Here is a 13877-nt window from a genome sequence, read left to right as displayed (position 1 = left end):
CCGTTCCCGGACCCTCGGAGGAAGCAGTCATGACGTACACGTTCGACCCCCTGGTCCCGCGGCCGATCGACCGGCCCACCGACGTGCCCGCCGGCGGGCCGCTGACCCCCGAGCAGAGCGTCGCGCTCGACGAGGCGAAGATCTTCGTGGGGCCCGCGGACCCGGCCGACCGCCCGGCCTGGCGCGAGCGGCTGGCCGCCTGGCGCTCGGACGCCCGGGAGCGGCACGGCTACACGGGGGTCGCCTACGACCGCCCGGAGGCGGCGTGGGCCGCGGAGTGCCGCACGGTCGCGCAGGTCTGGCTGTGGGACGAGCTGCTGTACTCGTTCGAGGAGCGGCGGTTCACGCCGGAGCGCTTCCTCGCGGACGCCGCCGAGCGCTTCGCCGGGCTGGACGCGGTCGTGCTGTGGCACGCCTACCCGGTGATCGGGATCGACGACCGCAACCAGTGGGACTTCTACCGCGACGTGCCCGGCATCACCGGTCTGGTGTCCGCGTTCCACGCCGCGGGGATGCGCGTGTTCGTCGACTACAACCCGTGGGACACGGGCACGCGGCGCGGCGAGGACGACCTCACCGAGCTGGCCGCGCTGGTCCGCGACCTGGGCGCGGACGGCGTCTTCCTCGACACGCTGAAGAAGGCGGAGCCGGAGCTCGTGGCCCGCCTGGAGGCGGCGCGCCCCGGCATCGTGCTGGAGGGCGAGTCGAAGCTGCCGGTGGAGCGCATCGAGGACCACTCGTCGTCGTGGGCGCAGTTCTTCGCCGACTCGCCGGTGCCGGGCGTGCTGCGGGCGCACTGGTACGAGCGGCGGCACATGCAGCACCACGTGCGGCGCTGGCACCGCGACCACTCCGAGGAGCTGCAGTCCGCGTGGCTCAACGGCGTGGGCGCCATGGTGTGGGAGGTCGTCTTCGGGGTGTGGGTCGGCTGGTCGGCCCGGGACGCCGCGACCGTGCGCCGCATGGTGCGCGTGCAGCGCGAAGCGGGCGAGCTGCTGCTGCGCGGCGCCTGGACACCGCTCGCGGAGCTGGCGCCGCAGGCCGAGGCCGCCGGCGTGTACGCGTCGCGGTGGGAGGCCGACGGCGTGACGCTCTGGACGCTGGTGAACCGCGGCGACGAGGACTACGCGGGCCCGGTGCTCGCCGACGGCGACGAGCGCGTCGTCGTCCCCGCGCGCGGCATCGCCGCGCTGGTGCGCACCGACGCCGACGCCGGGCGGCCCGGGGCGACCGGGCCCGCGTGGGCCGCGCGGCTGCGCGCCGTCGTGGACGGGCTCGACTCCGCCGACGGCGACCCGCACCACCCGGACGCGCGCTTCCCGCACCGCGTCGCCCGGCGGCTGCGCCCCGCGGCGCCCGCGGGGATCGGGCCGGGCGCGGGCGCCGGTCCGGGCACCGACGCCGTCGTGCTGCCCGCCGGGCCGTACGTCCTCACCGTGCGCCACCGCGCCCGCGAGACCGGCATGTACCAGGGCGCGCCGTACGTCGACGAGTGGAAGCCGCTGCCCCCGCGCCTGCACGACGCCCGCACGCTGCAGCGCGACGGCGAGCTGGCCGCGCCCGTGGCCGTCGCGCCCCGCGAGGTGACGAACGCGCAGTTCGCGGCGTTCGTCGACGCGACCGGGTACGCCCCGGCCGAGCCGCACCGCTTCCTCGCGCACTGGTCCGACGGCCGTCCCGTCCCGGGCACCGAGGACGAGCCGGTGACGTTCGTCGACCTCGACGACGCGCGGGCGTACTGCGCGTGGCGCGACGGGCGGCTGCCCACCGAGGACGAGTGGCAGCTCGCGGGCGGCGAGCCGGGCTTCGGCCGCGGCGCCCCCGCGGTGTGGGAGTGGACCGAGAGCGAGCACAGCGACGGCCGCACCCGGTACGTCATGATCAAGGGGGGCAGCGACTACCGCGCCGACGGCTCGGACTGGTACGTCGAGGGCGGCCGGCACGCGCCCGACTACGCGGTGAAGCTGCTGCTGCCCGGCCTGGGCCTCGCGCGCGGCGCGACGGTCGGGTTCCGGTGCGCCTGGGACCTGCCCGACGCGCTCGGCCTGGTGGACACGACGGAGGTGACCCGATGACCGTCTCGCGCGACGCGGCCGCCGGCGCGCTGGCGGGGCTGCGGGTCGTCGACGCGTCCACGCTGTTCGCCGGCCCGATGGCGGCGATGCACCTGGGCGACATGGGCGCCGACGTCGTCAAGGTGGAGCACCCGGCGAAGCCCGACCCGTCGCGCACGCACGGCGCGGCGAAGGACGGCGTCAACCTGTGGTGGAAGACGCTCGGGCGCAACAAGCGCACGATCACCGCGAACCTCGGCAGCCCCGGCGGTCGCGAGGTGTTCCTCGCGCTCGCGGAGACCGCGGACGTCGTGATCGAGAACTTCCGCCCCGGCACCCTGGAGCGGTGGGGGCTCGGCTACGACGAGCTGTCGGCCCGCAACCCCGGGCTGGTCCTGGCACGGGTGAGCGGCTTCGGCCAGGTGGGCCCCTACCGCACGCGGCCGGGCTTCGGCACCCTCGCGGAGGCGATGAGCGGGTTCGCGGCGATGACGGGGGAGCCCGACGGCCCGCCCACCCTGCCGCCGTTCGGCCTGGCCGACGGCGTCGCCTCCCTGGCGACGGCGTTCGCGGTCATGGTCGCGCTGTCCACGCGCGAGCGCACGGGCCGCGGGCAGGTGGTCGACACCGCGATCGTGGAGCCGATCCTCGCGATGCTCGGTCCGCAGATCACCCGCTGGGACCAGCTGCGCACCGTGCAGCCGCGCTCCGGCAACCGGTCGGCCAACAACGCGCCGCGCAACACCTACCGCACGAGCGACGGGCACTGGGTGGCCGTCTCCACGTCGGCCCAGTCGATCGCCGAGCGGGTCATGCGGCTGGTGGGCCGCCCCGAGCTGATCGACGAGCCGTGGTTCGCCCGCGGCGTCGACCGGGCGCAGCACGCCGACGAGCTCGACGACGCCGTCGGCGGCTGGATCGCCGGGCGCACGCGGGACGAGGTGGTCGCCGCCTTCGAGGAGGCGCAGGCCGCGGTGGCGCCGATCTACGACGCCCGCGACATCGTCGACGACCCGCAGTTCCGCGCCCTCGGCACCATCCACGAGATCGACGACCCGGAGCTGGGGCCGCTGCTCATGCAGGGGCCGCTGTTCCGGCTGTCGGGCAACGACGGCGTCATCCGGCACACGGGCCGCGCCCACGGCGCCGACACCGACGCCGTGCTCGGCGAGCTCGGGTTCGACGCGGAGCGCGTCGCCGCCCTGCGGGCCGAGGGGGCCGTATGACGACGTCCGCGGCGGCGTCGACGATGCCGCCGCTCACCCTCCTGTACGTGCCGGCCGACCGGCCCGACCGGCTCGGCAAGGCGCTCGCGTCGGGTGCCGACGCGGTGCTCGTGGACCTCGAGGACGCCGTGGCGCCCGCCGCCAAGGACGCCGCGCGCGGCCACCTCGCCACGGTGCTCGCCGACGCGCCCGCGCCCGCGCACGTGGCCGCGGGCGCCGGCGTCGCCGGGCCCGCGGTGCAGGTGCGCGTCAACCACGCGGGCACCCCGTGGCACGCCGCCGACCTCGCCGCGGTGGCGGAGCTGCCGGCCGCCGTGGGCGTGCGCGTGCCGAAGGTGGAGTCGGCCGACCAGGTGCGGGACCTCGCGGCGGCGCTGCCCGGCCGCGCCCTGCACCTGCTGCTCGAGACGGCGCTCGGCGTGGAGCGGGCGTTCGACCTGGCGACCGCGTCGCCGCAGGTCGCCTCGCTCGGGCTGGGGGAGGCCGACCTCCGGTCCGACCTGCGCGTGGACGACGAGACCGGGCTGGCCTGGGCGCGGGGCCGCGTGGTCGTCGCCGCGCGGGCCGCGGGCCTCCCGGCCCCCGCCATGTCCGCCTGGACGCACGTGCGCGACCTCGACGGCCTCGCGGCGTCGTGCCGCGCCGGCCGCGCCCTCGGGTTCTGGGGCCGGACGGCGATCCACCCGGCCCAGCTCGCGACGATCCGCGCCGCGTTCGCCCCGGCGGAGGCGGAGGTCGAGCGCGCCCGGGAGGTCGTGCGCGCCGTCGCCGACGCCGCCGCCGCCGGGACGGGCACCGTGGTCCTGGCCGACGGCACGTTCCTGGACGTCGCGATGGTGGAGCGCGCCCGCTGGACGCTGGCGCTCGCGGGGCGGGCGGCCGGCCCCGAGGCCTGACGCGCGGACGGGCGCCGCCCGCGCCGGGTGGCGCAGACTCGGGGCATGGGCCCACGCCGCTTCCGCTGGGTGCTGCACGTCGACCTCGACCAGTTCCTGGCCGCGGTCGAGGTGCTGCGGCGCCCGGAGCTCGCCGGGCGGCCGGTGATCGTCGGCGGCCGGGGCGACCCGACCGAGCGCGCCGTGGTGTCCACCGCGTCGTACGAGGCCCGGGCGTACGGCGTCGGGTCGGGGATGCCGCTGCGGGTCGCGGCCCGCAAGGTCCCGGACGCGGTGATCCTCCCCGTGGACCGCCCGGTGTACGAGGCGGCGTCGGGGCACGTGATGGACACGCTGCGCGGGCTCGGCACCGTGGTGGAGGTCCTCGGCTGGGACGAGGCGTTCCTCGGGACCGACGTCGAGGACCCGGAGGCGTTCGCCCGCCGCGCGCAGCGGGCCGTGCTCGACGCCACCGCGCTGCACTGCTCGGTCGGCATCGGCGACACCAGGGTCCGCGCGAAGATCGCCACCGGGTTCGGCAAGCCGGCGGGCGTGTACCGGCTCACGGCCGAGAGCTGGACCTCGGTGATGGGCGAGCGGCCCGTCGTCGACCTGTGGGGCGTGGGCTCGCGGGTGGCCCGGCGCCTCGCGGCGCACGGCATCGGGACGGTGTCGCAGCTCGCCGCCGCGGACGAGGCCGTCCTGGTCGGCGAGTTCGGGCCGCGGATGGGCGCCTGGTACGGGGAGCTGGGGCGTGGGGAGGGGTCCGCCGTCGTCGACGACACCCCGTGGGTGGCCCGCGGGCACAGCCGCGAGACCACCTACCAGCGCAACCTCACGACGCCCGAGCAGGTCACGGCCGCGCTGCGGGAGCTGGCCGCGCAGGCGCACGCGGACACCGAGGCCGAGGGGCGGCCGGTGTTCCGGGTGGGGCTGAAGGTGCGCTACGCGCCGTTCTTCACCCGCACCCTCTCGCGCAAGCTGCCCGCGCCGACGCGCTCGCTCGACGAGGTGACCGCGGCGGTGCTCGACCTCGCGGCCGGGCTGGAGCCCGGCCGCGAGGTGCGGCTGCTCGGCGTCCGCGCCGAGATGGTCATGCCCTCCGGCGGCGCGGGCGCCGGGAGCACGCCGGTGCGCGGGCGGGTCTGAGCCGGGGCCCCGACCGGGTCAGCGGGCCCAGGACCGCTCCGGCACCAGGCCGAGCCGGTGCAGCTCGTCGGCCACGATGCCGGCGTACACCGACGCGCCGTGCTCGGAGGTGTGGGTGCGGTCGCCGTTCTCCCGGACGAGGTAGAGCGGCTGGGCGTCCGTGGGGCCGAGGCTCTCGACGAGCTCCTTGCTCCGCGCCGTGAGGTCGACGAGGTCCACGCCCAGGTCGGCCGCCACCCCGCGCATCTCGGCGGGCAGGTCGGCCTCGCCCGTGACGACGAGGCCCGTCGGGTCGAGGCGGTCGCCGTCGAACCGCAGGCGCACGATCGGCGTGACCAGGACGGGCGTCGCGCCCGTGGCGCGCGCCCGGCGGACGATCTCGGCGAGGTTCGCCCGGTACTGCGCGGCGGTCGTCGTCTTGTCGTTGTGCGCGAGCTGCACCAGGAGGACGTCGCCCGGGCGCAGCTGCGGCACGAGGGCGTCGAGCATCTCCGGCTCCGCCAGCGCCGAGACGGTGCTCTCGCCGGAGCCCGAGTGGTTGACCACGCTCACCCCGAGGCGGAAGCGGGCCGGCAGGCGCTGTCCCCACCCGGTGTACGGGGCGGCGCCCTGGTCGGTGACCGTGGAGTCGCCGAGCAGCGCGAGGCGCGGGGTGCGCTCGTCCGCCGCCCGGATCCCGATCCCGGCGACGCGCGGGGCGTCTCCGGCGAACGTGAGCGTGAGCCCGGGGGTGCCGTCGCCGGGGGGCAGGTTCTGCTGGCTCTCCGGGTCGCGGACGTTCACTGTGAAGGTGCGCCGCACCACCTCGCCCTCGTCCGTGTCGACGGCGTCGACCATGAGGCGCCGGGCCTCCGCGAGCACCTCGGTGCGGGCGGCGGCGTGGCGGTCCCCGAGCAGCACCGTGACGTCGTAGTGGCCGGGCGGCAGGTCGGGGTAGGTGCACACGACCGGCCCGGCCCCCGTGCACGCCTCCAGCAGCGCGGGGTCCGGGCGGGGCGCCGCGAGCCCGGGCCGCCCGGTGGCGGCCGGCGCGGACGCCGTCGCCGGGGCGGCGGCCCCGACCGCGAGGGTGGTCGCGGCGCAGAGGACCGCCGTCGTCGCCCGCCACGGGCGCCGGGCGGCGCTCACGCGAGCCGCTCCCCGACGAGGGCGAGGCACTGGATCGCCGCCAGCCCGTACTGGGCCGACGCGTTCGAGGAGAAGTCGGCCTCGTCGACGGCGCGCAGCACCGCCGGCGGCTCGACGCGCCGGGTGCCCCAGTCCATCCCGTCGGGGTAGCCCGCGTGCCCCGTGGCCAGCTCCGTCCAGGCGCGCGCGGCGAGCGCGTCGTCGTCCAGCCGGACGGCGGCGTACGCCGTCGCGCGGGAGTACGCCTGCTTGAGGTTGAGGCTGCCCCAGTCCGCGCCGGTGGCCTCCTTCTGCTCCGCCTTGGTGCCGTTGTACAGGCGGCAGAACTCCACCCAGCGCGCCTCGACCTCGGGCTCGTCGACGAGGTCGAGCAGCTCCGTCATCACCTCGACGAGGCCGAACACGGAGCTGAGGCTGCCCACGGACACCGTCTTGTCGGGCCCCGAGCTGAAGGTCGCGGACTCCAGGTCGTAGGTGGCGTCCGCCTGCACCCACGCGTTCGGCAGGGCGGAGACGGAGCGGGCCCCGGCCAGCAGGCGCTCGCGGGCCCGCGGGTCGCCGCCGCGCTCCCACTCGGTCAGCCACGCGCCGGCGATCGCGCCCCAGTCCGTGGTCTTGCTCAGCGGCAGGGCTGCGGGGTCCGGGTCGTACCCGCCCGTGGAGCCGTCGACCTTGCGGCCGGCGTTGAGCACCAGGTAGGTGCGGTCGGAGTCGACCAGCTCGCGCAGCAGGTCGCCGGAACGCTCGTCGCCGGTGAGGAAGTAGACGAAGCGCCGGTAGCTCGCGTTGCTGATGCGCACCTGCTTGGCGCTGTCGCCCCAGTGCTGGACGCCGTGCCGCGTGCCCAGGCCCTTCCACTCGCCGAGGTGGTACACGTCCACCTCGCCGGTGTGCCGGCTCATCGCCTCCGCGAAGCGGAACGCGGCGGCGTCGCCGGTGCGCAGGTAGTGGTACCAGAGCCACAGGTCGGTGGAGAGCTCGGAGTTGTCCCAGGCGTAGCCGCCCACGTCGTAGCGCCACTGGTGGCGGTCGCCGTCGTAGGAGTGCATGACGTCGCCGTAGTCCCAGAACCCGTACCAGGAGCGCTGGTCCACCTGCTCGAGGTGGTAGCGGTGGATGGCGTCGAGCCGGTCCTCGATCGTGGCCCGGGCGGGGGTGGACCGGTCGACGGGCGACCAGGAGCCGAACACGCCCGCGGCGTGGTTGTGCTGGGGGCTGCTCGCGGGCAGCGGCGGGGTGGCGGTGGCCTCCGCGAGCTCGGCGAACCGCGCGGCGGTCGGCGTGGCCGGCAGCGCCCAGAACATCAGCTCGGTGGTGCGCGCGACGCCGTAGGGGGTGCCGAACCCGGGCTCGTAGTCCTCGTAGGTGATCTCGAGGGCGTCGAGCTGCTCGGGGTAGGTGTCCTGGCCCATGCCGTCGTGGTAGAAGCGCAGGTCCATCGCCTCGGCGCGCGGCGACCACATCCAGACCGTGGCGTCGGCCTCGTCGGTCGCGGCGCCCGTGACCTCCAGCTCCGTGGGGTGCAGCTGCCAGAAGTTCCGCATCCCGAAGGCCAGGCCACCCGCCGGGGTGCCCACGTAGCCCAGGCCGGGCGCGCGGCCGCCGGCGTCGACCCGGATCCACGAGTGCCCGGCGCCGGTGCGCTTGCGGATCTCGAAGCCGTGGGCATTGAGCTGGGCCAGGCTGTGGTCGCCCCACGCGGGGATCCAGTGCAGCCGCGAGGTGACCCGCTGGTCCCAGCCGGCCGGGTCGGGCAGCGCCCGGCCGGCCACCTGCGCCTCGCGCACGGCCTCGCCCGGGTCGCGGCGCAGGCCGGTGACGCCGCGCACGGCCTCCGCGAGCACGCCGCCGTCGGGCCCCGCGAACCGCACGTGCCGGTCGTAGAGCTCGCCGCGCATCGGGACGGTGAAGCGGACCCCGAGCCCCGTGACGAAGTCGGTGTCCTCGTCGCCGTCGACGAAGAACGTGTGCACCAGCCGGATCCCGTCCGAGCCCGCGAACAGCGCGAAGCGCAGCACGAACGGCAGCCACTCGCGGCGGCCCTTGCGGTGCACGCCCTCGACCTTGACGACGGCGCGCACCGGGCCGGACTGCTCCACGGTGACCGCGCGGACCGTCCCGGAGAAGGCCTCGAAGGACAGCGCGCCGCCGCGGTCGGTGTCGGGGGAGTCCTGCCGCTGCACGACGAGGCGGCCGTCCTTCGCGACCACCTCGCCGCCGCGCCGGATCTCGCGCACGACCTTGTCGCCCTGCCGGCCGAACTCCACCTGCACGACGCCCGTGTCGACCACGACCTTGCCCGGGTTCTCCCGCACGGTGACCGCGTGCTCTCCCCGGGCGGGTGCCCCGGGCGCGAGGCGGTAGGAGGCGTCGCGGGGCGCGGCGTCGGCCACCGCGTGCGCGGTCCACTTGACGGAGCTGTCGGGCCACCAAGCCGTGGTCCAGGTCTGCACCGGCACGGCCTCGCCGGCGGCGGTGGTGAGGGCGAACTGCTGATCGCCGGGCAGGGCCCCGCGCGGCCAGGGCACGCCCCAGGTGGCGCCGCCGGCGAGGGCGGCGGGGGTACCGCCCTCGAGCCAGCGGACGTCGACGGGGTCGTGCCCGGCGAGCGCCGCGGCGGCGGGCGCGGCCGCGGCGCTCGCGGCGCGAGGCCCGGCGGCGGCGACCGCGCCCGCGGTGAGCGCGGACGTGAGGGCGGAGGTGAGGACGGTACGGCGGCTGACGTCGACCACGATGGCCACTCCTTCGTGACGGTGGGGTGCGTGTCCGTCGGCGGACGCCCTCATCGTGCGGGGGGACCGCGCACCCGGTCGCGAAACGAGCAAAACCGGACCGCGCGGACCGGCGTCCACGCGGCCGCGACCGTCAGGCCGTGGTGCCCAGCTGCTCGGCGCGCACCTCGTGCTCCAGCTCCGCGCCGGCCGCGAGGCGCTCCACCTCGCGCACGGCGAGGTCGCCGAGCCGCCGCAGCTCGTTGCCCAGCGACCCCGCGACGTGCGGGGTCAGCAGCGCCCCCGGCGCGTCGTAGAGCGGATGGTCGGGGGGCAGCGGTTCGGGGTCGGTGACGTCGAGGACGGCCCGGAGCCGGCCCGACACGACCTCGCGGGTGAGGGCGGGCGTGTCCACCAGGCGCCCGCGCGCGGTGTTCACCAGCGTCGCGGCGTCGGGCATGAGGGCGAGCTGGTGCGGCCCGATCATCCGGTACGTGGCGGGCAGGTCGGGGGCGTGCACGGTGACGACGTCGCTGCCCCGCGCGAGGTCGTCCAGGGCGACGGACGCGGCGCCGAGGGCCCGCGCGCCGGCGGCGTCGACCCACGGGTCGTGCAGCAGGAGCTCGACGTCGAACGGGGCGAGGAGGCGCAGCACCTGCCGGCCGATCCGGGACGCGCCCACGACGCCCACGGTCAGGCCGTGGTTGCCGCGGGGGTCGGGCACGGACCAGCCGCCGAACGCCCGGTGCGCCCCGAACGCGTCGGCGGACTCGAGCACCCGCTTGCCCGCCAGCAGGACCATGGCGAGCGTGTACTCGGCCACGGGCCGGGCGTTGGCGGCCGCGGCGCTGGTCACGCGCACGCCGTGCTCCCACGTCGCGGGCGTGACGATCGGCTTGACGGAGCCGGCGGCGTGCACGACGGCGCGCAGCCGTGGGGCACCCCGCAGCAGGTCGGCGTCGAGCCGGGGCGCGCCCCAGCCGGTGAGGAGCACCTCCACGTCGCGCAGCGCGCCGCCCGCCACGTCCGCCGCGGTGAGCACGCCGGGGGCGACGTCGGCGACGCCCCGCAGCCGGGCCAGCGCGGCGTCGTCGAACAGGTCGGGCAGCAGCGCGGCGTCCCGCATGGCGAACGCCGCCCGGAGCCGCGTCACGCGTGGGCCGCCGTCGGCGGTGCGGTGTCGCCGGCCGTGCCCGCGGCGGCGTCCGGGGCCGTGGGCACGGCGTCGACGCGCCCGTCGGGCCACCGCACCTCGACCCGCGCCGGCCGCCCGTCGCCGTCGGTGCGCACGTGCACGCTCGGGTCGGGCCCGAGGCGTGGCTCGCGCTCGGCGCCCAGCAGGACGAGCGCCGCGACGACCTGGCCCGGCCCGACGGCGGTCCTCGTGCGCAGCCAGGGGACGGCGGACGCCGCGCCGAAGGGGTCCGCGCCCTCCCGGCGTGCGCATCCCGCGGCGTCGAGCGCGGGGGAGGGCTGGCCGTCCGCCCGCACCGCGAGCGCGCGCAGCGCGGAGACCGTGCCGTCCTCGCGGACCACGCGGACCCGGTCGTCGCCGCGCTCGAGGCGCAGTGCGTCGTCCGTCGCCGCCGCGATCGGCCAGCCGCCCACGTGGACCGTCCACGGCCCGGGGTCGGCGGGCCACGCGGCGTCCCGGTCGAGGTCGGCGGGGGCCGTCGCGGCGGGCGCGCGGCCCGGCGCCGCGGTGGGTGCGGGCGTCCACCAGGCGAGGCGCACCTCCTCGGGGCCGCGCACCACGGACGCGGTGGTGAGGACGGGGCCGAGGCGGTGGCCGGCCCAGCCCGCGTCGTCGCCCGTCGCCGCGCCGGTCGCCCCGGGCAGGTCGAGCCAGTGCACGCGGGAGCGGGAGACGCCGACGGCGTCGTCCAGGTGCACGCGGTCGACGGCGTCGCGGTGGGACGGCGCGCCGTGGGCGTCCAGCAGTGCGGTGTGCGAGTCCAGGGGCGCGGCGACGTCGGCCGCGGAGAGCTGGGGCGACGTGGCGCCGGAGTAGCCGAGGCGCCGGTAGAACGGGTCGTCGGCGTGGGGTGCCAGCGCGTGCTCGATCGCGCGGTCCGAGCCGTGGTTGAGGAGGCGCACGACGCCGTCGGCGGGCGTGGTGCTCACCAGCCAGCCGGGGGCGGCGAGGGCGACCGTGCGCGGCTCGCGCCACGGGCCCGGCAGCTCCGGCTCGTCCGTCCAGACCGGGTGGTCCGGGGGCAGCAGCAGGCCGAGGAAGCCCTTGCTCGCCCAGTACGGCGACGACCCGCCGGTGTAGAGCTGGCGCACGCGGTGGAACCGGCGGTGCCAGCCCACGGGCAGCAGGCCGCGCTCGTCGACGGCGCCCGCGGCGTCGAACCGGTCGGCGACCGCGCCCGTGAGGGCCCGGGTCGCGCCCGGCGCCAGCGGCGTCGCGCCGGCGACGGCGCCCGCCCAGAACGGGGCCAGGACGGCGTGCCGGTAGGTGACGGAGCGGCCCTGCAGCATCGGCGCGCCGCGCGAGCCCACGAGGTGCTGCGCCTGGCCGAGGTAGGCGCGCAGCCGCGCGGCGTGCACCTCCTCGAGCGGGCGCCCCAGGATGCGGGCGTGCAGCAACGGGTACACGTGCCACGCCCAGCCCGCGTAGTGGTCGAAGCTCTGCCGGCGCCCGTCGCGCCCCCGGCCGTCGGAGTACCAGCCGTCGCCCACGTACAGGGACTCGGCGGTCTCGGCGTTCCGGTCCAGGTCCGCCTGCTCCCACGGCCCGCCCACCGTGGCGAGGAACGCCTCGATCACGGTCTGGAACCAGAGCCAGTTGTTCGTGTAGCCGCGGGTGCCGACCACGCCCGCCAGCCAGTCGACGGTGCGCTGCCGGGTGCCGTCGTCGAGGCGGTCCCACAGCCACGGGCGCGTCTCCGCGAGGGCGATCGCCACCGACGCGGCCTCGACCACCGCCTGGCGCCGCTCGTCGACGCGGGGCCAGCGCTCGCCGCCCGCGGGGTCGACGCCGTGGCGCAGCCCGTCGGCGTACCGGTCGAGGAGCCCGGCGGGGTCACGACCCTCCTCGCCGCGCAGCCGGAACGCCGCGAGCAGGAACGTGCGGGCGTACCCCTCGAGGCCGTCGCTCCAGGCGCCCGAGCCGCTGACGGGGCCGGGCAGCGTGATCAGCGAGCCGCCGGGGGAGGCGTACGGGCGGACGGCGTCGAGCAGCCCGTCGGCGGTCGCGAGCCACCGCTCCCGCGGCCAGCGCCGGGCGGGCTCGAGGCGCGGGTCGGACGGCGGCCCCGCGGCGGGCCCGCGGGAGCTCCCCGCGGCGGCGTCGGTGGTGCGGGCGGTGCTCGTGGGCGTCGTGGCTGCGGGTGTCACCCGGGCATCCTGGCCCGCGGGGCGGAGCATCCCGGCGGGACCGGACATTTCCGATCAGGCGCGGACATCGTCCGCTACGGTGCTGCCCGATCGGAGCACCCTCGACGGCGACGGGCAGAGACGGCGGAGAACCATGCACCTGCGCACGGCACGGCACGAGTACCTGCTGCGGGAGGTCGAGCTGCGCGGCAGCGTGCGCTCCGCGGAGGCGGCGGCGACCCTCGACGTGGCGGAGGTGACCGTCCGGCGCGACATCCAGGAGCTCGACCGCGCCGGCCGTCTCGCGCGGGTGCACGGCGGCGCCGTGGCCCTGCGCTCCGCCCGGGCGCCGCAGGCCGCGCGGGTGCTCGTGGGGGTGGTGGTGCCGAGCTCGACGGTGCACTTCCCGCCGCTCGTGCGCGGCATGGAGGGGCTGGCGCCGAGCCTGCACGTGCGGCTCGTGCTCGGCGTCTCGCACTACCGGCCCGACGTCGAGGCGGCCCAGGTGGACCGCCTCGTCGGGCTCGGCGCCCAGGGGATCGTCGTGGCGCCCACCACCCGCGACCGCGCCCCGGAGGAGCTGGCCGCGTGGCTGCGCTCCGTGCCGGTCCCGGTCGTCGTCGCCGAGCGGCGCGTCGACGGCCTCACCGTGCTGAGCGAGCTCGACCAGGTGCGTACCGACCACGCGCACGGCGCGGTGCTCGCGGTGGAGCACCTGGCGCGGCTCGGGCACCGCCGGGTCGGGCTGGCGGTCTACGACCGCACGCCCACCGCGCCGCACGTGCGCGAGGGGTTCGCGACGGCGGTCGCCCGCCTCGGCGTCGAGCCGGGCCCCGACGTGTCGCTGCCCAAGGGCGAGGGCGACCCGGCCGCGCTGGGGCGCGAGCTCGGCGCGCTCCTGGACCGGTGCCGCGCGACCGGCACCCGCGCCGTCCTCGTGCACACCGACGACCACGCCGCCCGCCTCGTGGAGGCCGCGCTCGACCGCGGCCTGCGGGTCCCGGAGGACCTCGCCGTCGTCGCCTACGACGACGAGAACGCCGAGCTGGCCGTCGTGCCGCTGACCACGGTGACGCCGCCGCGCCGCGAGCTCGGGCGCGAGGCGCTGCGCCTGCTCGTCGCGCGGATCGTGGGGGACGAGGGCGGCGAGGTGCCCGGCGCGCACGCGTCGCCGCGGCACGTGGCGCTGCTGCCCCGCCTCACCGTCCGGGGGTCGTGCGGCGCGGCGTGACGGCTCCCGCCCCGACCGGCCGCGACCGCGCCGCGACCGGGCCGCGACCGGGCCGCGACCGGGCCCGGTCGCGGCGCCGGTGACCTGCTGGTTCACCCCGGCGGCCCCCGCCCCTCGGCATGCGGGCGTGCCCGCCCGATGGGAGAGTTTCGCCAGGACGAGCGCTGCCGCACGGGTCTCCG

9 protein-coding genes are annotated in these 13877 nt (G+C 77.6%); 5 read left to right on the top strand and 4 right to left on the bottom strand.

The window, feature by feature from the left end:
* Positions 1 to 29 precede the first annotated feature (29 nt).
* Genes ACFU9A_RS13550 through ACFU9A_RS13535 form a run of 4 tightly spaced genes read left to right on the top strand, consistent with a single transcriptional unit; the run spans position 30 to position 5304 of the window.
* Entirely contained in the window at positions 30 to 2075 is a 2046-nt protein-coding gene (locus tag ACFU9A_RS13550; protein ID WP_430575806.1) for a formylglycine-generating enzyme family protein, read from the top strand.
* Positions 2072 to 3280 carry a CaiB/BaiF CoA transferase family protein gene (locus ACFU9A_RS13545; protein WP_430575805.1) on the top strand — a complete coding sequence of 403 codons (1209 nt, stop codon included), beginning with the start codon at positions 2072 to 2074 and terminating at the stop codon, positions 3278 to 3280. Before ACFU9A_RS13550 ends, ACFU9A_RS13545 begins: the two co-directional genes overlap by 4 nt.
* Positions 3277 to 4176, top strand: a complete 900-nt coding sequence (locus tag ACFU9A_RS13540; RefSeq protein WP_430575804.1) for an HpcH/HpaI aldolase/citrate lyase family protein — start codon at positions 3277 to 3279, stop codon at positions 4174 to 4176. Before ACFU9A_RS13545 ends, ACFU9A_RS13540 begins: the two co-directional genes overlap by 4 nt.
* Positions 4177 to 4221: 45 nt before the next feature.
* Positions 4222 to 5304 (top strand): DNA polymerase IV, encoded by a 1083-nt coding sequence (locus ACFU9A_RS13535; protein ID WP_430575803.1) that lies wholly within the window; start codon positions 4222 to 4224, stop codon positions 5302 to 5304.
* An 18-nt stretch (positions 5305 to 5322) separates the two neighbouring features.
* Here the strand turns inward: ACFU9A_RS13535 and ACFU9A_RS13530 are convergent, their stop codons facing one another.
* From ACFU9A_RS13530 to ACFU9A_RS13515, 4 genes are all read right to left on the bottom strand, one after another.
* Entirely contained in the window at positions 5323 to 6432 is a 1110-nt protein-coding gene (locus ACFU9A_RS13530; RefSeq protein WP_430575802.1) for a rhamnogalacturonan acetylesterase, read from the bottom strand.
* Entirely contained in the window at positions 6429 to 9164 is a 2736-nt protein-coding gene (locus ACFU9A_RS13525; RefSeq protein ID WP_430575801.1) for a Tat pathway signal sequence domain protein, read from the bottom strand. Before ACFU9A_RS13525 ends, ACFU9A_RS13530 begins: the two co-directional genes overlap by 4 nt.
* Before the next feature lie 133 nt (positions 9165 to 9297).
* A complete protein-coding gene (locus tag ACFU9A_RS13520; protein WP_430575800.1) occupies positions 9298 to 10296 on the bottom strand; it encodes a hydroxyacid dehydrogenase in 999 nt (332 codons plus the stop codon).
* The gene (locus ACFU9A_RS13515; protein WP_430575799.1) at positions 10293 to 12485 is read right to left on the bottom strand and encodes a DUF2264 domain-containing protein; all 2193 of its coding nucleotides are present in this window, start codon (positions 12483 to 12485) and stop codon (positions 10293 to 10295) included. Before ACFU9A_RS13515 ends, ACFU9A_RS13520 begins: the two co-directional genes overlap by 4 nt.
* Positions 12486 to 12618: 133 nt before the next feature.
* Here ACFU9A_RS13515 and ACFU9A_RS13510 point away from each other — a divergent pair, with 133 nt between their 5' ends.
* Positions 12619 to 13695 (top strand): substrate-binding domain-containing protein, encoded by a 1077-nt coding sequence (locus ACFU9A_RS13510; protein ID WP_430575798.1) that lies wholly within the window; start codon positions 12619 to 12621, stop codon positions 13693 to 13695.
* Positions 13696 to 13877 lie beyond the last annotated feature (182 nt).

The sequence above is a fragment of the Isoptericola sp. NPDC057653 genome, assembly GCF_042799955.1.
Taxonomy (GTDB): Bacteria; Actinomycetota; Actinomycetes; order Actinomycetales; family Cellulomonadaceae; genus Isoptericola.
The sequence above is the reverse complement of the archived record's forward strand: the minus strand, read 5'-3'. Positions and strand labels throughout refer to the sequence as shown.